Raw genomic sequence first — 20,733 nt, forward strand, 5'->3', positions numbered from 1 at the left:
CCTAATTCCTTGGGCGCTTATGACAAAAGAGCGGTTGCTGCAAGACCCGCTAGTGCCTTGAGCGTGTCGAACGCAATCCCCACACCACGCTCCTTGCTAATTTCCTTGATCTTGTCCCACGTCTTCTTCTCGCGAATCGTGTCGAGCAGGTCTGCTCCTGGCATCGTCAGCTCTGGACTCTTCAAGTAGCGGCCCTCGCTGAGCGTCTGGTACTTGACGCCTTTCAGGTAGCCCATTTCCTCCAGCATCAATGCATGGCGAGCGCGATCCGCTTCCGGGTCTTCTCTGTTGTACGGCTGAAAAAAAACGAACTCGTCGGTCTGCTTCACGTTGAGCGCTTCTACTTCGAGAAGCACTGACCGCATGATGTCCCAATCTCTTTTCATTCGAACCGTCCTTTAAGGTGCTTGCCTTCGCCGCCCTTCAGCTCACTTCTGTCGATGAGCTTGCCTTGGAACCGGAAATCACGATCGATGCGAACGATGAGCAACTGTTCAAAGTTTCCTTGGCTCTTGACGAACACATGGTCGTTAGTTTTCTCAGGCGAGACGGTCTTCACCTCGACAAGCTTTCCGGCAATCGTGCCGTCAGACCCGGGTGAGTGGGTCGCATGGCGGCGAAGCCCGAACTTGATCTCTGCGTAGATTTCGCCAAGCTCACCCCATACCTGTAGGTATCGGCCTGTGTTCTTAAAGTGGCGCGCAGCGCAGTCAACCAAATCTTGGAAGATCTTTGTTTGCTCAAGCACGCTGAATGGGAAGCCCGCTCTGCTCTGGAAAGGCTCAACGGAATGGGCGTCGTCCTCTGGTTCATCTTCGAGCTGATCGTTGATCCACTCTTTGTCGATGTACTTCCACTCCCAAGGCGCCACGCCACAGGCAGCCGCGTCGGCTATGTCTTCCGCGCTGTAGCCGCGCTCGTTCATCTCGTATAGAAATTCCCAGTCACTCATGTGTCGTCCATCCTCGATTGCTAGACGAGCCGAGCAAGCGCCATTTGCTCTGCGTACTCTGCGCGCATGCTGACAATGGCTGCACGCGCCCGTTCGGACATCTCGTGACTCTGCTTCTCCAAGCGCGATACATCGCCGTCAAGCTGAACGTCGCCTCGGGCTAGTGCCATGACCTTGTTAACTTGGATCATCAGCTTGTCCTGAGCTGCGATCAGAAACTCTTGGTATGCCTCGCGACGCTCAGCGATTCGCATAGAGACCTTGAGCAGCAGGTCACTTGCGGAGCCTCTGTTCGCTTCATGCGCTTTGTAGTCCCGCTGCAAAAGTTCGTTCAGCTGAATCCAAACCTCTTCTTTGTGCAAGTACTCAGCCATCGCCTCATGCTCGCGAATTTCCTGCACGACCTTGTCACGCTCGCGGGTCGACTCAGCGACCTGATTATTCAAGTGGTTGTACTGACGCTTTAGCGTTCGGATTGCTTCGGCCTTGCCACGAGCTAGCCATGCCATTTCGTTGACCTGAGAGAAGAACTCTCGAACCTGATATGCCGACTCCGTTTCGCCCCAGACCCACAGCTTGTTCACGATGGCACTCATCACCGCTATTTCAGTGAAAGTGATTTCCTTGTCGAGGTCGCCTTCGGGCAAGGTAGCGATCAAGCCTTGCACCTTTTGGTAGTCCGCAAGCATGACGCTATAAATCTCTTGCCGAGCCTTCGTGACGCGATCAAGTCTCGCGCGCTCGTGTTCCGCTTTGATCTCTCGTTCCTGCCGCGCCCTGTCATCCGCAAGTTGCCTGTCTTGCGATTCCCTGCTGAACTTCAACTGCTTGTTGGTATTCCAGATGGTTACCAGCACCGCGATCGCTGGAACAACTGCTGCCCAAAATGTCGGATCGACATACCAGTCTTTGTCCTTCTTTCCATCCTGCAACTGAATGGTGATCGCGTTGTATGCCGGGGTCACAGGCACCGTCGCGGCCTGCGGCGTAGCTGGCCCGGACACAGGTGCCGATGCCGTCTGCGCGGGAGCAGGGGCGGCGGGTAAGGGTTGGGCAACGGCAGTGGCGATCATGATCGCGCCATTGTGCCTACGGCGTTCTTGAAAGGGTCATGGAGAGATCGACCTACCAACTAGATAGTTGACCTACGGCAAGCTTCACGAGCAGCACACCGCCTCGACCAGTTGCGCTGGAACGAACGCCTGCGCCGCGCCGGTGCCTTCCAGCGTGCCCACAACCTGCGGGCCCATTTGAGTCCCTCACACCTGGCGATTGAACGTCAGCAATCAGCCTGAGACGATATTCAAACCCAATTGGATCGAAGACTGCAGCCAGTCTGAAGCAAATATTGAGCGCCGTCATACCAAAGTCGACCGCGGCCGACACCGGCCCTTCGGACTTCTGCATAGCCAGCGCCCGTCTCTCACAAAAGCTCAGCAGGACGCCCCCGTACGTCCATCCGCAATCCCCCGCAACGCTCGAACCGCCAACCCCACAGCCGCACTCATCGTGCGCAGGGCGTCGGGTGCTCCCCTCCGCGAAATAAAGGAGGAGCCCGAAGGGCGGGGGACATTCGCGGAGGGGAGTACCCGGCGGCCTGCGCACACGCCCTGAAAGCCGTTCAAACAGGCCCAACAGCTAAGGAAACCCCCGATGCACCCGCAGTCATCGACCCCCTAGCATCGACAACTGTTTCCCTGTCGAGGTGTACGGCACGCGTCCGGCGTCCGCCCGGTGACATGGCGTTCTTGCCTCACTGACCTTCTGCGATGACCACACCTCCCGAGTCCGGCCCCACGCTGGACGCCGCCAGCCCCCTCCCCCCCGACATCGAAGCCGCCGACGAACCCACCAAGGTTCCCCTTGCTATCGAAGACTGGCTTACGGTTCTCATCATGGGCGCGCTGGCGCTCATCACCTTTGCCAACGTGCTGGTGCGCTACTTCACCGACTCTTCCTTCGCGTGGACCGAAGAGTTCTCGGTGTTCCTCATGATCATGCTGGCGCTGGTGGCCGGCTCGGCGGCAGTGGCGCGCGACCGGCACATTCGCATCGAGTATTTCTCTGAGAGCGGCTCCATGGTGCGGCGCAAGCGGCTGGCGCAGTTCGGCGCGCTGATGATCGCCATTCTGTTCACGCTCATCGGCACGCTCAGCATCCGCATGGTGTGGGACGACTACCGCTTCGAGGAAACCACGCCGGGCATCGGGCTGCCAGCCTGGTGGTACTCCGTGTGGCTGCCGATCGTGTCGTACGCCATCGCGGGGCGCGCGGTGGGCCTCATGGTGCGCCGCGGCCGCAAGACAAACTACGCCTTCGACCGCAAGGGCGACGCCAAGTGATCGCCACGCTGCTCTTCGTCGCCTTCGTCGCGATGATGCTGGTGGGCGTGCCCATCGGCGCCGCGCTGGGCCTGGCAGGCGCCGCCTGCATCGCGCTGGCCAACGGCGACGCACAGTGGTTCGGCCTGCTGGCCGTGCCGCAGAACTTCTACGCGGGCCTGGGCAAGTACCCGCTGCTGGCGATTCCGATGTTCGTGCTGGTCGGCTCCATCTTCGACCGCTCGGGCGTGGCGCTGCGGCTGGTCAACTTCGCGATTGCCATCGTGGGCCGCGGCCCCGGCATGCTGCCGCTGGTGGCGATTGCGGTGGCGATGTTCCTGGGCGGCATCTCGGGCTCGGGCCCGGCCAATGCCGCGGCCGTGGGCGCGGTGATGATCGCAGCTATGTCGCGGGCGGGTTACCCGCCGGCCTTCTCGGCCAGCGTGGTGGGCGCCGCGGCGGCCACCGACATCCTGATTCCGCCGTCGGTCGCCTTCATCGTGTACTCGGTGCTGGTGCCGGGCGCCTCGGTGCCGGCGCTGTTCGCGGCCGGCATGATCCCCGGCATCATGGCCGGCCTGGCGCTGATGATTCCGGCCGTGTGGCTGGCCCGCAAGCACAAGATGGGCGCGCTCGAAGCGACGCTGCCGCGCCCGGCGTTCTGGAAGAGCTTTCGCGAAGCCATCTGGGGCCTGGCCGCGCCGGTGCTGATTCTGGGCGGCATGCGCGCGGGCTGGTTCACGCCGACCGAAGCGGCGGTGGTGGCGGTGTTCTACGGCCTGTTCGTGGGCATGTGCATTCACCGGACGATCAAGGTGCGCGACCTGTTCGTGATCTTGCGCGAGTCGGGCGAGCTGTCGGCGGTGATTCTGCTGGTGGTGTCGCTCGCGGGCATCTTCGCGTACTCGCTGTCGACGCTGGGCATCATCGACCCGGTGACGCGCGCCATCGTGAACTCGGGGCTGGGCGAGTACGGCATCCTGTCGCTGCTGATCCTGTTGCTGATCACCGTGGGCATGTTCCTGGACGGGGTGTCGATCTTCCTGATCTTCGTGCCGCTGCTGCTGCCGATCGTGCAGTACTACAAATGGGACCCGGTGTGGTTCGGCGTGATCCTCACGCTGAAGGTGGCGCTGGGCCAGTTCACGCCGCCGCTCGCGGTGAACCTGATGGTGTCGTGCCGCATCGCCAAGGTGCGCATGGAAGAGACCGTGCGCTGGGTCGGCTGGATGCTGTTCTCGATGTTCGTGGTGATGGTGCTGGTCATCATCTTCCCCGAGCTGGCCTTGTGGTTACCGCGCAAGCTGGGGTACTGACATTCAAGCCCCGAACAAGAACGCCTGCCAAGATTTCGGTTCTCGGTCATGTTCAACAAAATAAGGAGACCTCTCATGAAATTCCGCCGCACCCTGCTCGGCCTTGCCGCCGCAGCCACCGCCCTTGGCATGTTCTCGACCGGCGCCATGGCGCAGGCCGCCTACAAGACCGAATACAAGATGTCGCTGGTGCTCGGCCCGCCCACACCCTGGGGCCAGGCCGGGAAGATCTGGGCCGACATGGTGAAAGAGCGCACCCAGGGCCGCATCAACATCAAGCTGTACCCGGGCGTGTCGCTCATCCAGGGCGACCAGACCCGCGAGTTCAGCGCGCTGCGCCAGGGCGTGATCGACATGGCGGTGGGCTCGACCATCAACTGGTCGCCGCAGGTCAAGCAGCTCAACCTGTTCTCCATGCCCTTCCTGATGCCCGACTACGCGGCCATCGACGCGCTCACGCAGGGCGAGGTCGGCAAGGACATGTTCAAGACGCTGGAAAAGGCCGGCGTGGTGCCGCTCGCCTGGGGTGAGAACGGCTTTCGCGAAGTCACCAACTCCAAGAAGCCCATCAGGTCGCCGGCCGACATCAAGGGCATGAAGATCCGCGTGGTCGGCTCGCCGATCTATTCGGACATGTTCACCGCGCTGGGCGCCAACCCCACGCAGATGAGCTGGGCCGACGCGCAGCCCGCGCTCGCCAGCGGCGCGGTCGACGGCCAGGAGAACCCGCTGTTCCTGTTCACGGTGCTCAAGATGCAGACCGTGGGCCAGAAGTTCGTCACCACCTGGGGCTACGTGGCCGACCCGCTGGTGTTCGTGGTCAACAAGGAAATCTGGGCCTCCTGGACGCCGGCCGACCAGGCCATCGTGCGGCAGGCCGCCCTCGACGCGGGCAAGGAAGAAATCGCCATCGCGCGCAAGGGCCTGGTGGAAGCCGACAAGCCCGTGCTGAAGGACATCGCGGGCATGGGCGTGACGGTGACCAGCCTCACGCCGGCCGAGCGCGAGGAGTTCGTGAAGGCTACGCGGCCGGTGTACGACAAGTGGAAGTCGACCGTGGGCACGGACCTGGTGGCCAAGGCCGAGCAGGCGATCGCGGCGCGCAAGAAGTAGCAGCCACAGCGCAGGCCAGGGCACCGGGGTCGGCCGCGACAATGTCGACATGCACACCCTGATCATCGACACGGACCCCGGCGCGGACGACGTCATCGCGCTGCTGTTCGCCATGGCGGCGCCCGAAGCACTCGGCATTCAGGCGCTGACCACGGTGACCGGCAACGTTGCGCTGGCCAAGACCTCGCGCAATGCGCGCCTGGCCTGCGAATGGGCCGGACGGCCCGGCATTCCGGTCTACGCAGGCGCAGAGCGGCCCCTGCGGCGCACGCCGATCTACGCGGCCAACATCCATGGACAAGAAGGCCTCACGGGCGTCGACGTGTACGAGCCCGCCGCGCCGCTGGCCGAAGGCCACGCGGTCGACTACCTGGTGCGCACCCTGCGCGCGGCACCCGAAAAGAGCGTGACGCTGGCCATGCTCGGCCCGCAGACCAACCTGGCACTCGCCCTCGAACAGGCGCCCGACATCGTGCGCGGCCTTCGCGAACTGGTGCTCATGGCCGGCGCGCACTTCAACGGCGGCAACATCACGCCGACCGCGGAGTTCAACGTGTTCGCAGACCCCCACGCGGCCGAGGCCGTGCTGAAGAGCGGCGTGCCGATCACCATGCTGCCGCTGGACGTGACGCACAAGATACTGACGAGCGACGAGCGCATCGCGCGGCTGCGCGGCCTGGGCAACCGGGCGGGCGCCATCGTCGCGGACATCCTCGGCGCCTATGCGCCGCAGGAAATGAAGCACTACGACATGCCCGGCGGACCGGTGCACGACGCCACCGTCACGGCCTACCTGCTGCGGCCGTCGCTGTTTCGCGGCAAGCGCATCCACGTGGAGATCGACAGCCGCGAGGGCATGGGCTTCGGTCAGACCGCGGCCGACTGGCACGGCAGCCAGCAGCGCACACCCAACGTGAACTGGATCGTCGACGGCGATGCGCAGGGCTTCTTCGACCTGCTGACGGAACACATCGCGCGGCTGCCCTGAACACCGCCAGCGGCCCATGAAAAAAGCCACGCTGCAAAACAGCGTGGCTTTCGTTCTTGCGCTGCGGCAGCAGGTCAGTGCTGCAGGATCTTGTTCAAGAAGTCCTTGGTGCGCGGCTGGCGGTTCTCGGGGTGGCTGAAGAACTCGTCCTTCGGGCAGTCTTCCAGGATCTTGCCGCCTACGTCGATGAAGATCACGCGGCTCGCGACCTTGCGGGCGAAGGCCATTTCGTGCGTGACCACCATCATGGTCATGCCTTCCTTGGCCAGGGCCACCATGACGTCGAGCACTTCGCCGACCATTTCGGGGTCGAGTGCCGAGGTGGGTTCGTCGAACAGCATCACGATCGGGTCCATCGACAGCGCGCGTGCAATGGCCACGCGCTGCTGCTGGCCGCCCGACAGCTGGCCCGGGAACTTGTCCTTGTGCGCCATCAGGCCCACGCGGTCGAGCATCTTCAGGCCGCGGGTCTTGGCCTCGTCGGCGCTGCGGCCCAGCACCTTGATCTGCGCGATCGTGAGGTTCTCGGTCACCGACAGGTGCGGGAACAGCTCGAAGTGCTGGAACACCATGCCGACCTTGGAGCGCAGCTTGGGCAGGTTGGTCTTGGGGTCGTGCAGCGGAATGCCGTTGACGGTGATCTCGCCCTTCTGGAAGGGCTCGAGCGCGTTCACGGTCTTGATGAGGGTGGACTTGCCCGAACCCGAGGGTCCGCACACCACCACCACGTCGCCCTTGGAGATGCTCACCGAACAATCGTTGAGCACTTGCACCGGGCCGTACCACTTCGATACGTTCTTGATTTCAATCATTTTTTCGGACATTTGTTTCTCCGGTTGGCCACTCAGCGAATGATGGCGATCTTCTTGTGCAGCCGCTTGACGAGCCAGGAAAGGGCGTAGCACATGATGAAGTAAACGACGGCTGCGAGCAGGTAGGCCTCGATCGGACGGCCGAAGTTCTTGCCCGCCGTTTCGAAGCCCTTGAGCATGTCGTAGGCGCCGATGGCGTAGACCAGCGAGGTGTCCTGGAACAGGATGATGGTCTGCGTGAGCAGCACCGGCAGCATGTTGCGAAACGCCTGCGGCAGCACCACCAGGCGCATGTTCTGCCCGTAGGTCATGCCGACCGCCTGGCCTGCGTTGACCTGGCCGCGCGGAATCGACTGGATGCCCGCGCGCATGATCTCGGAGAAGTACGCGGCTTCGAACGCGACGAAGGTGATCACGGCCGAGATTTCGGAGCGGTAGTTCGAGCCGAGCGAGCCGAACAGCGAGTAGAACGACGCCGGCACCAGCAGGAAGAACCACAGGATCACCATCACCAGCGGGATGCTTCGCATGCCGTTGACGTAGATGGCGGCCGGGGTGTCGAGCCACTTCTTGCCCGACAGGCGCATGAGCGCCAGCAGGGTGCCGAAGATGACGCCGCCGATCGTGGCCACCACCGTCAGCATGATGCTGAAGTAGAAGCCCTTGACGACGAAGTTGCTGATGACGTCCCAGTTGTAGAAGGACAGGTCGAGATTCATCATGTCAGTGTCCTCCGCCGCCGGCGCTGGCCGAGACGATGAAGCCCGGCACGCGGGTCTTCTTCTCGATGTAGGCCATCAAGCGGTTGATGATCAGGGCCGACACCGCATAGCACGCCGTCACCGCGAGGTAGACCTCGATGCCGCGCGAGGTTTCTTCCTGCGCCTGCATGGCGAACATGGTGAGTTCGGTGACCGACACGGCAAACGCGACCGACGAATTCTTGAAGATGTTCATCGTCTCGCTCGTGAGCGGCGGGATGATGATGCGGTAGGCCATCGGCAGGATCACGTAGCGGTAGTACTGCACCGTGGTGAAGCCCACCGCCATGCCCGCGTAGCGTTGGCCCTTGGGCAACGCCTGGATGCCCGAGCGCACCTGCTCCGCGATACGCGCCGAAGTGAAGAAGCCCAGCGCCAGCACCACGAGGATGAAGCTCGGCACGCCCTTCATCACGGGGATGAGTGCCGGAATCACGTGGTACCAGAGGAAGATCTGCACCAGCAACGGGATGTTGCGGAACAGTTCCACCCATGCATTGCCCAGGCGCACGAGCCACGGGTTGTCAGGCAGCGTGCGGATGATGCCGACGAGGGAGCCCAGCACCAGCGCGACGATCAGCGCCAGCAATGCAACCGACACCGTCCAGCCCCAGGCTGACAGCATCCATTGCAGGTAAGTCGGGTAGTCACCCCCGGGGTCTTGCAGGAAGACCTGCCAATCCCAGTTGCCCATGTTCATTCACTCCTTCAGCTCTTGGAAAACCTGTCCCTTGAAAAGAAACGCCCACCTTGAAAGGTGGGCGTCATTCACGCAGCGACGCGCCGCTTATTCCTTGGTGACGTACTCTTCAGCCGGCTTGTCGTTCGGGTTGGCCCAAGCGTTCTTGGTGGCTTCGCCCAGCGGCAGGTTGATGGTCACGTTGGCCGGGGGAATGGGCTTCAGGAACCACTTGTCGTACAGCTTGGTCAGCTCGCCCGACTTGGCCTGTGCCTTGATGCTGTCGTCCACGGCCTTCTTGAAGGCGGGGTCGTCCTTGCGGATCATGATGGCGATGGGTTCCACGGCCAGCACGTCGTTCAGGATCTTGTAGTCCTTGGGTGCCTTCGACTTGGCGGCCAGGGCTGCCAGGATCGAGCCGTCCATCACGAAGGCGTCGGCGCGGCCGGTTTCCAGCAGCAGGAAGCTGTCGGAGTGGTCCTTGCCGTAGACCTCCTTGAAGGTCAGGTTCTCGGCGCGCTTTTGCTTGCGCACGGTCTGCAGCGGCGTGGTGCCGGTGGTGGTGGCGACCGTCTTGTCCTTCAGGTCGGCCAGCGAGTTGATGCCCGAGTTGGCCTTGACGACGATCTTGGTTTCTTCGACGTAGGTGGTCACGCCGAAAGCCACGTCCTTCTGGCGGGTGGCGTTGTTGGTGGTCGAGCCGCACTCGATGTCCACGGTGCCGTTCTGCACGAGCGGAATGCGGTTCTGCGAGGTCACGGGCTGGTACTTGACTTCGAGCTTCTTGCCGGCGGCCTTCTCGAGGTCCTTGATGATGTTGGCGCAGACGTCGTAGTGAAAGCCGGTGTACTGGCCGTTGCCCAACGTGTACGACAGGCCGGAGGATTCACGCACACCTTCGGTGATGACGCCCGATGCCTTGATCTTGGCCAGGGTGTCATTGGCTTGTGCCAGAGCGCCGCCGGCGGCCAGCGCCGCGATTGCCAATGCCAATACTTGTTTTTTCATACGGTAAAACTCCTGAGGGTGACGTAAACAGATACAACGAAATTCTAGACACTCACATTTTGCGTGATACCCGGACCAACCCGGTGCATCGACGCCGACTCTGCACCAAGCGCGCGCATGAGCGTGTCAGCATGGTGCGATCCTGCCTCCTGGCATTGTCTGACTTTCACTAAGCAGCCTTTGTGCCCGACGCCGTTCCAGCGGGTTCGGCCGCGGGCGGAACAGGTGCCGCCGACAGGCGCACGGGCTGCGTGAGGTTCTCCGGCACGAGCAGCGCCTCCATCTCGGCGCGCGTCATGATGCCCAGCGACTCGGCCACCAGGTCGATCGGGCCGCCGGTGGCCAGCGCGGTCTTGGCGATGAGCGCGGCCTTCTCGTAGCCGATGAGCGGGTTGAGCGCGGTGACCAGCGTGACCGACTCGCGCACCCGCTTGGCCAGGAACTCGCGGTTGGCCTCGATGCCCTCGACGCAGTTGGTCTGCAGCGTGGCGCAGGCGTTGGCCAGGTGCTTGATGCTCTTGAACAGGCTCCAGCCCATGATCGGCTCGAAGGCGTTGAGCTGCAGCTGCCCGGCCTCCGACGCCATGGTCACGGTGATGTCGTTGCCGATGACCTCGAAGGCCACCTGGTTCATGACTTCCGGAATCACCGGGTTGACCTTGCCCGGCATGATCGACGAGCCGGCCTGGCGCGCCGGCAGCCTAATTTCCCCGAAGCCGGCCTGCGGGCCGCTGGACAGCAGGCGAAGATCGTTGCAGGTCTTGCTGAGCTTGGTGGCCACGCGCTTGAGCACGCCCGACAGCTGCACGAAAGCCCCCGTGTCCTGCGTGGCCTCGATGAGGTTGGCCGCCTGCTTGAGCGGCACGCCGGTCTGCTCGGCCAGGTACTGGCAGGCCAGGTTGGCGTAGCCGTGCGGTGCGTTGATGCCGGTGCCGATGGCGGTGGCGCCGAGGTTGATTTCCTCGATCAGCGCGCGCGCCTCGCCCAGGCGGGCCTCGTCCTCGCCGATCATGATCGCGTAGGTCAGGAACTCCTGGCCCAGCGTCATGGGCACGGCGTCCTGCAGCTGGGTGCGGCCGATCTTGAGCACGTCCTTGAACTCCAGCGCCTTCACCTCGAAGCTGCGCCGCAGCGCGGCCATGGCCTCCAGCAGCCGCCCGATGGCGAACCACAGCGCCAGGCGCACGGCCGTGGGGTACACGTCGTTGGTGCTCTGCGAGGCGTTGACGTGGTCGTTGGGGTGCAGCACGTCGTAGCGCCCCTTCTCGTGGCCCAGCTTTTCCAGCGCGAGGTTGCAGATGACCTCGTTGGCGTTCATGTTGGTCGAAGTGCCGGCCCCGCCCTGGATGACGTCGACCACGAACTCGTTCAGCAGCTTGCCCTCGATGAGGTCCTCGCAGGCCAGGATGATGGCCGCGGCGCGGTCGCGGTCGATGGCGCCGAGGTCGGCATTGGCGCGGGTGGCGGCCTTCTTCACGAAGGCCAGCGCGCGCACCAGGTCGGGCATGGCCGAGATGCGGGTGCCGGAAATGGCGAAGTTCTCGACGGCGCGCGCCGTGTGCACGCCCCAGTAGGCGTTCGCAGGAATCTGCTTCTCGCCGAGGAAGTCGTGTTCGGTCCTGAAATTGGAGCTCATGCAGGTTCCCCGGCTAAAAAAAAGCACGCGTGGAACGCGTGCCGAAGATGTGCTTGTGACAGCGGCGAAAAAGCTGCCGCGACTGTAGTGGCGCCCGGCACCAGGCGCCAATGCCGTATGCGGGGTGCGTCATGCATGGCACTCATAGATTGTGCGGTGCACCAATCAGCTTGGCCGTCAGGCCGGCGGCTGCGTGCCGACCAGGTACGACCACAGCGCGTCGGCCGTGCGCTTGGGTTGCAGGCCGGTGTCGACTGTGGTGGCCGCGGCGGTCTTGGCGGCGCGGCCGGTGCCGGTCTTCAGCGGCGCCGGCGCGCCGGGGCGCTCGCGGTAGGCGCGGATTTCCATCGTCGCCTCCAGGCTGTCGATTTCCGGGGGCAGCGCGCTCACCAGCTTGCGCGCCTTGATTTCCTTGCGCACCGCGCTCTGCGGCAGAAAGGCGATGCCGTGGCCTTCGAGCGCCATCGCCTTCAGGCCCTCGGCCATGTCGGTCTCGTAGACCCGGTCGAGGTGGATGGCGGTGCCCGACTCCTTCAGCAACTGGTCGACCACGCGCCCCAGGTAGGCGCCCGGCGCGTAGCCCAGGTACGGCAGCGGCTGGCCGGGACGGCCCGGCAACCGGTAGCGCGGCGCGCCGTCGGCGTCGGCCTTGACCCAGGGCGCCACGGTTTCCTCGCCCAGGCTGACCATCTCGTACTTGTTGGCGTCCAGCTGCAGCGGCTGCGAGGGGTGGTGGTAGGCGATCAGCAGGTCGCAGCTGCCTTCCACCAGCCGCAGCACCGCGTCGTGCACGTTGAGCGCGATGAGCCGGCTCTTGATCGGCCCGAAGTGCTCGCGCAGGCTGGTCACCCATGAGGGGAAGAAAGTGAAGGCCAGCGTGTGCGGCACGGCGATCTCGATCACGTCCTGCCCGGCGGCCGAATGGCCGCGCAGCATGGCCCGGGTGCTCTGCAGCGACTGCAGCATCTCGATGGCCTGGCTGTAGAGCGTCTGGCCCGCCGGCGTGAGGCGCGTGGGGTAGGAGCTGCGGTCGACGAGGTCGGTGCCGGCCCAGCCCTCCAGCGCCTGGATGCGGCGCGAGAACGCCGGCTGGGTCACGTGCCGGAGCTGGGCCGAGCGGCTGAAGCTGCGGGTCTCAGCGAGGCTGATGAAGTCTTCTAGCCACTTTGTTTCCATGGGCAACGATTATGCGAGCGCCGCGCCATACTGGGCGCCCCTCCTTTTTCCGCACTCGCCATGCCTTCTGCCGACGACCTGCTTGCGCTCAGCGCCACCGAACTTTCCCGCCGCATCGCCGCACGCGACGTGTCCTGCCGCGAGCTGATGCAGGCCTCGCTCGCGCGCATCGAGGCGCTGAACCCGCGCTTCAACGCCATCGTGTCGCTGCGTGACCCGGCCCTGTCGCTGGCCGAAGCCGACGCGCGCGACGCCGAGCTGGCGCGCGGCGAGCGGCGCGGCTGGATGCACGGTTTTCCGCTGGCCGTGAAAGACCTGAGCCACGCCGCCGGCCTGCCGACCTCGATGGGCTCGCCGCTGTCGCCGCGTTCGCCGTCGCGCACCGACAGCCTGCACGTGGCGCGCGCCCGCGCGGCCGGGGCGGTGGTCATCGGCAAGACCAACACGCCCGAGTTCGGGCTGGGCTCGCACACCTACAACCCGGTGTTCGGCATCACGCGCAACGCTTGGGCGCCGGACCGCAGCGCGGGCGGCAGCAGCGGCGGCGCCGCGGTGGCGCTGGCCCTGGGCATGCTGCCGGTGGCGGACGGCAGCGACATGATGGGGTCGCTGCGCAACCCGGCGGCCTTCAACAACGTGATCGGCATGCGGCCCTCGCGCGGCCGCGTGCCCGGCAACCCCGACGACGAGCTGTTCTTCCAGCAACTGGCCACCGACGGCCCGATGGCGCGCACGGTGGAAGACGCGGCGCGGTTGCTGGCGGTGCAGGCGGGCTTCGACGCGCGGGTGCCGCTGTCGTCGCCGCAGGCCCTGCCCTCGCCCGACGCGCTGCGGCTCGAGGGCGACGGCAAGGGCCTGCGCATCGGCTGGCTCGGCAGCATCTGGCCCGACCTGCCGCTGGCGCCCGGCATCCGCGAGCTCGGCGAGAAGGCGCTCGACACCTTCCGCACCATCGGCTGCGAAGTCGAGCCCTGCACGCTCGACGTGCCGCGCGCGCACAACTGGAGCGCGTGGCTGCGGCTGCGGCAGCTGCTGGTGGGCGGCAAGCTGGGCGCGTACTTGAGCGACCCCGCGCTGTTCGCGCAGCTCAAGCCCGAGGCGCAATGGGAAATCGAGCAGAGCCGGCACCTGGATTCGGCCTCGCTCTACCAGGCCTCGCTGTACCGCTCGAACGTGTACCGCGCGTTCGTCAAGCTGTTCGAGCGCTTCGACTTCGTGGTGGCGCCGACGGCGCAGGTGTTTCCGTTCGATGCAGCGCTGCACTGGCCGGCCGAGGTGGACGGGGTGAAGAGCGACACCTACCACCGCTGGATGGAGATCGTCACGCCGTTCACGCTGGCAGGCTTGCCGACGCTGAACGTGCGCGCGGGGTTCGGCGAGAGCGGACTGCCGATGGGGCTGCAGCTCGCGGGGCCGATTCATGCGGACCTGGATGTGCTGCGGCTGGGGCATGCGTATGACCAGGCGTGTGGATGGGCTGCCCATCGTCCTCCCGCATTGGCTTGACTCCCTCCCCTCCCGGGGGAGGGCCGGGGTGGGGGCCAGCGGCGCATCCACTGGGCGCTCTGCCTGCCCCCATCCCTGCCTTCCCCCAGCGGGGGAAGGAGCAAGACCTCAGACGGGGGTGACCACGCCGCGCCCCGCGAAGTGCCCTTCGGCATTCGCAAGGAAATGGTCGACCGACTTCTGCGTCGCCTCGGGCGACCAGCCGGCCACGTGCGGCGTGAGCAGCACGTTGTCCAGCCCGACCAGCGGCTCGGGCCGCTTCGGTTCGCTCTCGTACACGTCGACGCCCGCGCCCGCGATGCGGTTTTCGCGCAGCGCCGCGGCCAGCGCCTCGGTATCGACCACGCTTCCACGCCCGATACTCACCAGGTAGCCCTGCGGCCCCAGCGCGTCGAGCACTTCCGCGTTGACCATGTGCTTCGTGGCCGGTCCGCCCGGCGCCACCAGCACCAGCACGTCGGCCCATGCGGCCAGCGACTTCAGGTCGTCGAAGTAGCGGTGCGTGGCGCCCTCGCGCGGCTTGCGGTTGTGATAGCCGATTTCCATGTCGAACGCCGCCGCCCGCCGGGCAATCTTCTGGCCAATGGTGCCCAGCCCCAGGATGCCCAGCTTCTTGCCCGACACGTTTGCCGGCTGCTCGATGGCTTCGCGCCACACGCCTTCGCGGCACAGCCGGTCGAGCTTGCGGAACCCGCGCACGATGCTGATCAGCATCCCCATGGCGTGGTCGGCCACGCAGTCGTCGTTGGTACCGGCGCCGTTGGCCGTCACGATGCCGCGCGCACGCGTGACCTCGAGCGGCACGCCTTCGTAGCCCGCGCCCAGGCAGCAGATCAGCTCCACCGCGGGCAGGGCCGCGATTTCCTCCGGCGTGATGCCGATCACGCCGATGGTCAGCACCGCGCGAAACTTTGGGCCGTGCTCGGCAATGGCGGCCGCGCGCTCGGCGGCGCCGAAGGCATAAGTCAGGTCGTAGACCTCGGCAATCTGGGCCTGGTGGGCACTCGACAGGCTGCTGAGCACCAGCAGGGGAATCTTGGTCGGCACGTAGGAACTCCTGGATCGGTAAAAACAAAGATCGAATGATCGCGTCAGAGCAGTGGGGCTGCTTCGCTCTTCTGCAAAGCCCACATCTGGGCGTAGCGGCCCTGCCTGGCGAGCAGCGCGGCGTGCGTGCCGCGCTCGACGATCACACCGGCTTCCAGCACCAGGATCTCGTGCGCATCGACCACCGTCGACAGGCGGTGCGCGATGACCAGCGTGGTCTTGTCCTGCGCGGCGCTCTTGAGCTCCGACTGGATGGCGCGCTCGTTGGCCGAGTCCAGCGCCGAAGTGGCCTCGTCGAAGATCACGATCGGCGGGTCTTTCAGCAGCGTGCGCGCAATGGCCACGCGCTGCTTCTCGCCGCCCGACAGCTTCAGGCCGCGCTCGCCCACGGTGGTGTCGTAGCCCTTGGGCGTGGCCGAGATGAAGTCGTGGATGCGCGCGGCGCGCGCGGCGTTTTCCACCTCTTCGCGCGTGGCCCCCGGGCGGCCGTAGGCGATGTTGTATTCGACCGTGTCGTTGAACAGCACCGTGTCCTGCGGCACGATGCCGATGGCGCGGCGCACGCTGGACTGCGTGACCTCGCGGATGTCCTCGCCGCCGATGGTGATGCGCCCGTGCTGCACGTCGTAGAAGCGGTAGAGCAGCCGCGCCAGCGTCGACTTGCCCGAGCCCGAGGGGCCGACCACGGCCACCGTCTTGCCGGCCGGGATCTCGAAGCTCAAGTGCTTGAGGATGGGGCGCGCGGGTTCGTAGGCGAAGCTCACGTCCTCGAAGCGGATGGTCGAGTCCTTGCCGGCCAGCGGCTGCGCGCCCGGTGCGTCGCGCACCTCGCGGTCTTTCTCCATCAGCACGAACATCTTGTCCAGGTCGGTCAGGCTCTGCTTGATCTCGCGGTAGATCACGCCCAGGAAGTTCAGCGGTATGTAGAGCTGGATCATGAAGGCGTTGACCATCACCAGGTCGCCCAGCGTCATGCGCCCTTCGACCACGCCCGAGGTAGCGCGCCACAGCATCAGCACCAGGCTCACGGCAATCAGCGCCTGCTGGCCGGTGTTGAGCATGCTCAGCGTGCGCTGGCTCTTGATGGCGGCCTTGCGGTAGCGGTCCAGGCTGGCGTCGTAGCGCTTCGCCTCGAACGCCTCGTTGTTGAAGTACTTGACGGTTTCGTAGTTGATGAGCGAGTCGACCGCGCGGCTCTGCGCCACCGAGTCGAGCTCGTTCATGGTCTTGCGAAACTGCGTGCGCCACTCGGTCACCGTGACGGTGAAGCCGATGTACAGCACCAGCGCCGCCCCGGTGATCCAGACGAACAGCGAATCGAACTTCACCCCCAATATGGTGAGCACCAGCACCAGCTCGATGATGGTGGGCACGATGCTGTAGAGCGACATCGAGATCAGCGAGTGCACGCCGCGCGTGCCGCGCTCGATGTCGCGCGTCATGCCGCCGGTCTGGCGCTCCAGGTGAAAGCGCAGGCTCAGCGAGTGCAGGTGCTCGAACACCTCCAGCGCGATCTGGCGCGCCGTGCCTTCGGTGGCCTTGGCGAAGATCAGCTCGCGCAGCTCTCCGAACAGCGAGGTCGAGAAGCGCAGCAGGCCGTAGGCCAGCAGCAGGCTCATGGGCACGATGAGCAACGCCTGCGCCATGTCGGGCACACCCGCCTTGGGCGTCATGGTGTCGACCAGGTTCTTCAGCAGCACCGGCACGCCCACGTTGGCCACCTTGGCGCCCACCATGAAGGCCAGCGCGGCGGCCACCCGCCACTTGTACTGCCAGAGGTAGGGAAACAGGCGGCGCAGCGTCGCCCAGTCGGAACGGTCGCTGCGCTCCGGCGGGTGGCCGGAGACGGTGTGGGAGGGGGGGAGGGCTTCGCCGCTTCGGCGCATGGAGGACAATCGTGGTTGCTTGTTTGTTCCAGATTGTGCCCATGTCAGATACTTCCAGCGCTGCCGCTGCCGCCACCCTCAAGAGCCTGCCCACCGACATGGAGCTGGTGCTCAAGGTCATTCCGATGCCGGCCGACTGCAACGCCAACGGCGACATCTTCGGCGGGTGGGTCATGGCGCAGTGCGACCTGGCCGGCTCGGTGATTCCGGCGCGCCACGCCAAGGGCCGCATGGCCACGGTGGCGGTCAACGAATTCATCTTCAAGCAGCCGGTGCGCCTGGGCGACATCCTGTCGTTCTATTCGAAGCTGGTGCGCATCGGGCGCACGTCGGTCACGGTCACGGTCGAGGTGTTCGCCGAGCGCTTCCGGGCCCAGGGCGAGTACATCAAGGTGACGCAGGCCACCTTCACCTACGTGGCCATCGACGACAACGGCCGCCCGCGCCCCATCGAACAACAGGCCTGAAGGCCCTGGAGCGAGCGCCTCAGACCTTCGAAAAGTCCGGCTTTCGCTTCTCCATGAAGGCGCCGAATGCCTCCTTGGCGGCCGGTTCGCGCAGCATGCGCCCGAAGCTCGCGCCCTCCTCGCCCATGCGCTCGAGCACGGCGGGCATCTGCGACTTCTTCAGCAGGCGCTTGGTCTCGACCAGCGCGGTCAGCGGCTTGGCCGCGAGCTTGCGCGCCTGCGTTTGCGCGATGGCGTTCGCCTCGGTCGGTGGCACCACGCGGTTGACCAGGCCCACTTCGAGCGCGGCCTCGGCCATGAAGGGCTCGCCCAGCAGCAGCGCCTCGGCCGCGCGGTGGTAGCCCAGCATCTGCGGCACCAGCAGGCTGGAAGCGGCTTCGGGGCACAGGCCCAGGTTCACGAAAGGCATCGAGAAGGCCGCGTTGTCGCCCGCATAGACCAGGTCGCAATGGAACAGCATCGTGGTGCCGATGCCCACGGCCGGGCCGCAGACGGACGCGACGATCGGCTTGGGAAAGGTCGCGATGCCGCGCAAAAAGCGGAACACGGGCGACTCCTGCGTCGCCGGCGGGCCGTTCAGGAAGTCGCCGATGTCGTTGCCGGCACTGAAGATGGTCGGGTCGCCCTGGATCAGCACGCAGCGCACGGCAGCATCGGTCTCGGCCGTGGCCAGCGCGTCGGCCAGTTCGGCGTACATGCTGCTGGTGATCGAGTTCTTCTTGTCGACGCGGTTGAAGGTGAGGGTCATCACACCGGCTTCGGTGTGGACGAGGATGTCGCTCATGGGAATGGTCCTTGGGTAAAAAGGGGCGTTGCCGCGGTCAGGCGGCCGCCAGCGCTTCGCGCACGAAATCGAGCCGGTCCTGGCCCCAGAACATCTCGGTGCCGACGAACATGGTCGGCGCGCCGAACACGCCGCGTTCCACGGCCTCCTGGGTCACGGCCTTGAGGCGGTCCTTGGTGTCCTGCGCACCGGCCAGCGCGAGCAGGCCTGCGGCGTCGAAGCCCGCATTCTGCAAGACGGCGCCGACGGTGGCCGGGTCGTTGAGGTTCTGCGGCTCGACCCACATCGCGTGGTACACGGCATCCACATAGGCGCCAAAGCGCGCCGGCTCGGTCATCTGGATGCCCGTGGCACCGCGCATCAGCAGCAGCGTGTTGATGGGAAAGAAGGGGTTGTGCACGTAGGGCACGCCGTAGCGCCTGGCAAAGCGCTGCAGGTCGGCGGTCATGTACGGGCCCTTGGGCTTGATCTCGGCCGGCGAGTGGTTGCCCGTGGCCTGGAACACGCCGCCCAGCAGCATGGGCTTCCACACCAGCGTCGCACCGGTGTCGGCGCACACGTGCGGCAGTTGGGTGGCGGCCAGGTAGGCGGCGGGGCTGCCGAAGTCGAAATAGAAGTCGACGGATCTGGTCATGGCGTGGTCTCCTTCATGTGGTCTTCAGAACTTCTCGGACCAGGGGCGCAGGTCGAGTTCGTGCGTCCACGCATCGCGCGGCTGCGAATGCAGCATCCAGTAGGCGTCGGCGATGTGATCGGGGTTCAGGATGCCGTCGTCTTCCTTCAGCGCATAGCGCTCGGGGAAGTTGCTGCGAATGAACTCGGTGTCGATGGCCCCGTCGACCACCACGTGCGCCACGTGAATGCCCTGCGGACCCAGCTCGCGCGCCATCGACTGCGCCAGCGCGCGCAGGGCCATCTTGGCGCCCGAGAACGCGCCGAAGTTCGCCGCGCCGCGCAGCGACGCCGTGGCGCCCGTGAAGATGATCGTGCCGCGATGGGCGCCCTTGGGCAGCTCGCGCGCCACCATGCGCTTTGCGACTTCGCGGCCGTTGAGAAAGCCCGAGAAACAGGCCATCTCCCACACCTTGAAATACTTGCGCGCCGTCTCGGTAAGGATGCTCTGCGGCACGTTCGCGCCGATGTTGAACACCATCACCTCGATCGGCCCGATGGTCGACTCGATCTGCTCGACCAGCGCGACCACTTCCTCTTCCTTGCGCGCATCGCAGGCGAAGGCGTGCGCACGGCCGCCGTCGGCCTCGATCTGCGCCACCAGCGGCTGCAGCTTGTCGAGGCTGCGCCGCGTGACGCAGGTGGCGTAGCCCTCGCGCGCGAAGCGGCGGGCAATGGCGCCGCCGGTGGCGTCGCCCGCGCCGACGATGAGTGCGGCTTTTGTCAGCGACATGGCGGTCATTCCTTGTAGTAGACGATCTGGTTCGACGTGGCCAGCAATGCGCCGCTTTCGCTCCAGAGCTGCGCGGCCTGGTCGAAGAAGCCGTTGCTGAACTGCTGCCCCGTGGCGCTGCCCAGCAGGTAGCCCGTGCCGACCTCGGCCAGCTGCGCCGCGTTGGCGTGGAAGTAGGTGGTGATCGACACCGTGCCCGCCGGCACCGGCTTGGCGCGGCGCAGCCACACGCGCGGATAGAACAGGTCGCTCATGGCCGCGAGCGAGGTGATGTCCAGCGGCCTGGGCTGGGCGTCGCGCAGCCAGAGCCGGCTTTCGCTGTGGTGGCCGCTGCCGTCCCACTGGGCCGGAATGCCGCCGCTGATCGGGCGCATCTCGTACTGGCCGATCCACGCCACGCCCGACGGGCCGATGGTGATGCGCTCGACCGCTTCGGGGCGGGGCACCTCGGGCATGGGCAGGTCGTTTTCGCCCCAGGTCTCGCGGCGCACCGCGGTGACCACGGTGGCGGTGGTGGTCATGGTCGGCGCGCCGCCAGTGCCGGCCTGGGTGATCTGCACCGTCCAGTGCTGCGTCGAGCGGTTGGTGCGCACGGCCGTGGCCTGGATGTCGAAGGCGCCGGCTTCCAGCGCCGCCGCGTAGTTGACCGTGAGCGCGATCGGCGCGCCGAGCAGGTCCGGGTGCTTCAGCACCGCCTGCAGCACCAGCGCAGCCGTGGTGCCGCCGAAGGGCCCGACCATGTTCCAGTAGTCGGGGCTGGTCATGCCCGTGAAATGGCCCACGCGGATGTCGCTGTGGTGAATTTCAAGGGCCTTGTCGAACGGATGCGCTGTCATCTGTGTTGTCTCCTGCGACGGCTGCACGGCAAAACGACCT

21 protein-coding genes are annotated in these 20,733 nt (G+C 65.5%); 6 read left to right on the forward strand and 15 right to left on the reverse strand.

Features of this window, described 5'->3' with window-relative positions; genetic code table 11:
* Positions 1 to 17 precede the first annotated feature (17 nt).
* From ACSFA5_RS16925 to ACSFA5_RS16935, 3 genes are read right to left on the reverse strand one after another with little or no spacing between them, the layout of a single operon-like run.
* Positions 18 to 386, reverse strand: a complete 369-nt coding sequence (locus tag ACSFA5_RS16925; RefSeq protein ID WP_435445196.1) for a DUF2513 domain-containing protein — start codon at positions 384 to 386, stop codon at positions 18 to 20.
* On the reverse strand, positions 383 to 952 hold the full coding sequence (locus ACSFA5_RS16930) for a hypothetical protein (protein ID WP_435445197.1): 570 nt from the start codon (positions 950 to 952) through the stop codon (positions 383 to 385). Before ACSFA5_RS16930 ends, ACSFA5_RS16925 begins: the two co-directional genes overlap by 4 nt.
* 20 nt (positions 953 to 972) lie before the next feature.
* The gene (locus ACSFA5_RS16935; protein WP_435445198.1) at positions 973 to 2,025 is read right to left on the reverse strand and encodes a hypothetical protein; all 1,053 of its coding nucleotides are present in this window, start codon (positions 2,023 to 2,025) and stop codon (positions 973 to 975) included.
* A 696-nt stretch (positions 2,026 to 2,721) separates the two neighbouring features.
* Between ACSFA5_RS16935 and ACSFA5_RS16940 the strand changes: the two genes are divergently transcribed.
* From ACSFA5_RS16940 to ACSFA5_RS16955, 4 genes are all read left to right on the forward strand, one after another.
* Positions 2,722 to 3,294, forward strand: a complete 573-nt coding sequence (locus tag ACSFA5_RS16940; protein ID WP_435445199.1) for a TRAP transporter small permease — start codon at positions 2,722 to 2,724, stop codon at positions 3,292 to 3,294.
* Positions 3,291 to 4,589 (forward strand): TRAP transporter large permease, encoded by a 1,299-nt coding sequence (locus ACSFA5_RS16945; protein WP_435445200.1) that lies wholly within the window; start codon positions 3,291 to 3,293, stop codon positions 4,587 to 4,589. The genes ACSFA5_RS16940 and ACSFA5_RS16945 overlap by 4 nt, the downstream gene beginning before the upstream one ends.
* A 75-nt stretch (positions 4,590 to 4,664) precedes the next feature.
* Positions 4,665 to 5,702, forward strand: coding sequence for a DctP family TRAP transporter solute-binding subunit (locus ACSFA5_RS16950; protein WP_435445201.1), 1,038 nt, complete (start codon positions 4,665 to 4,667; stop codon positions 5,700 to 5,702).
* Between the two features lie 49 nt (positions 5,703 to 5,751).
* Positions 5,752 to 6,690 (forward strand): nucleoside hydrolase, encoded by a 939-nt coding sequence (locus ACSFA5_RS16955; RefSeq protein ID WP_435445202.1) that lies wholly within the window; start codon positions 5,752 to 5,754, stop codon positions 6,688 to 6,690.
* Between the two features lie 74 nt (positions 6,691 to 6,764).
* Here ACSFA5_RS16955 and ACSFA5_RS16960 read toward each other — a convergent pair whose 3' ends face one another.
* From ACSFA5_RS16960 to ACSFA5_RS16985, 6 genes are all read right to left on the reverse strand, one after another.
* Complete coding sequence (locus ACSFA5_RS16960; protein ID WP_435445203.1) at positions 6,765 to 7,502, reverse strand: amino acid ABC transporter ATP-binding protein; 738 nt, start codon at positions 7,500 to 7,502, stop codon at positions 6,765 to 6,767.
* Between the two features lie 32 nt (positions 7,503 to 7,534).
* Positions 7,535 to 8,224 (reverse strand): amino acid ABC transporter permease, encoded by a 690-nt coding sequence (locus ACSFA5_RS16965; protein WP_435445204.1) that lies wholly within the window; start codon positions 8,222 to 8,224, stop codon positions 7,535 to 7,537.
* A 1-nt stretch (position 8,225) separates the two neighbouring features.
* Complete coding sequence (locus tag ACSFA5_RS16970; RefSeq protein WP_435445205.1) at positions 8,226 to 8,957, reverse strand: amino acid ABC transporter permease; 732 nt, start codon at positions 8,955 to 8,957, stop codon at positions 8,226 to 8,228.
* A gap of 93 nt (positions 8,958 to 9,050) precedes the next feature.
* Complete coding sequence (locus ACSFA5_RS16975) at positions 9,051 to 9,950, reverse strand: amino acid ABC transporter substrate-binding protein (RefSeq protein ID WP_435445206.1); 900 nt, start codon at positions 9,948 to 9,950, stop codon at positions 9,051 to 9,053.
* 169 nt (positions 9,951 to 10,119) lie between these two features.
* A complete protein-coding gene (locus tag ACSFA5_RS16980; protein WP_435445207.1) occupies positions 10,120 to 11,586 on the reverse strand; it encodes an aspartate ammonia-lyase in 1,467 nt (488 codons plus the stop codon).
* A 177-nt stretch (positions 11,587 to 11,763) separates the two neighbouring features.
* Complete coding sequence (locus tag ACSFA5_RS16985; protein ID WP_435445208.1) at positions 11,764 to 12,762, reverse strand: LysR substrate-binding domain-containing protein; 999 nt, start codon at positions 12,760 to 12,762, stop codon at positions 11,764 to 11,766.
* A gap of 60 nt (positions 12,763 to 12,822) precedes the next feature.
* Between ACSFA5_RS16985 and ACSFA5_RS16990 the strand changes: the two genes are divergently transcribed.
* Entirely contained in the window at positions 12,823 to 14,268 is a 1,446-nt protein-coding gene (locus tag ACSFA5_RS16990) for an amidase (protein ID WP_435445209.1), read from the forward strand.
* Between the two features lie 108 nt (positions 14,269 to 14,376).
* On the opposite strand, the gene ACSFA5_RS16995 is transcribed toward ACSFA5_RS16990, so the two are convergent.
* Positions 14,377 to 15,315, reverse strand: a complete 939-nt coding sequence (locus tag ACSFA5_RS16995) for a 2-hydroxyacid dehydrogenase (protein ID WP_435445210.1) — start codon at positions 15,313 to 15,315, stop codon at positions 14,377 to 14,379.
* A 44-nt stretch (positions 15,316 to 15,359) separates the two neighbouring features.
* Positions 15,360 to 17,201 carry an ABCB family ABC transporter ATP-binding protein/permease gene (locus ACSFA5_RS17000; RefSeq protein WP_435445211.1) on the reverse strand — a complete coding sequence of 614 codons (1,842 nt, stop codon included), beginning with the start codon at positions 17,199 to 17,201 and terminating at the stop codon, positions 15,360 to 15,362.
* A gap of 41 nt (positions 17,202 to 17,242) precedes the next feature.
* On the opposite strand from ACSFA5_RS17000, the gene ACSFA5_RS17005 reads away from it, so the two are divergent.
* Positions 17,243 to 17,668 (forward strand): acyl-CoA thioesterase, encoded by a 426-nt coding sequence (locus ACSFA5_RS17005; RefSeq protein WP_435445212.1) that lies wholly within the window; start codon positions 17,243 to 17,245, stop codon positions 17,666 to 17,668.
* A 19-nt stretch (positions 17,669 to 17,687) separates the two neighbouring features.
* On the opposite strand, the gene ACSFA5_RS17010 is transcribed toward ACSFA5_RS17005, so the two are convergent.
* The 4 genes from ACSFA5_RS17010 to ACSFA5_RS17025 are packed head-to-tail and all read right to left on the reverse strand — an operon-like array spanning position 17,688 to position 20,693.
* Entirely contained in the window at positions 17,688 to 18,452 is a 765-nt protein-coding gene (locus tag ACSFA5_RS17010; RefSeq protein ID WP_435445213.1) for an enoyl-CoA hydratase, read from the reverse strand.
* Between the two features lie 37 nt (positions 18,453 to 18,489).
* A complete protein-coding gene (locus ACSFA5_RS17015) occupies positions 18,490 to 19,086 on the reverse strand; it encodes a 2-hydroxychromene-2-carboxylate isomerase (RefSeq protein WP_435445214.1) in 597 nt (198 codons plus the stop codon).
* Positions 19,087 to 19,110: 24 nt separating this feature from the next.
* On the reverse strand, positions 19,111 to 19,857 hold the full coding sequence (locus tag ACSFA5_RS17020; protein ID WP_435445215.1) for an SDR family oxidoreductase: 747 nt from the start codon (positions 19,855 to 19,857) through the stop codon (positions 19,111 to 19,113).
* A gap of 5 nt (positions 19,858 to 19,862) precedes the next feature.
* Positions 19,863 to 20,693 (reverse strand): acyl-CoA thioesterase, encoded by an 831-nt coding sequence (locus ACSFA5_RS17025; RefSeq protein ID WP_435445216.1) that lies wholly within the window; start codon positions 20,691 to 20,693, stop codon positions 19,863 to 19,865.
* Between the last annotated feature and the right edge of the window lie 40 nt (positions 20,694 to 20,733).

Source organism: Variovorax monticola (genome assembly GCF_051216855.1).
Taxonomy (GTDB): Bacteria; Pseudomonadota; Gammaproteobacteria; order Burkholderiales; family Burkholderiaceae_C; genus Variovorax.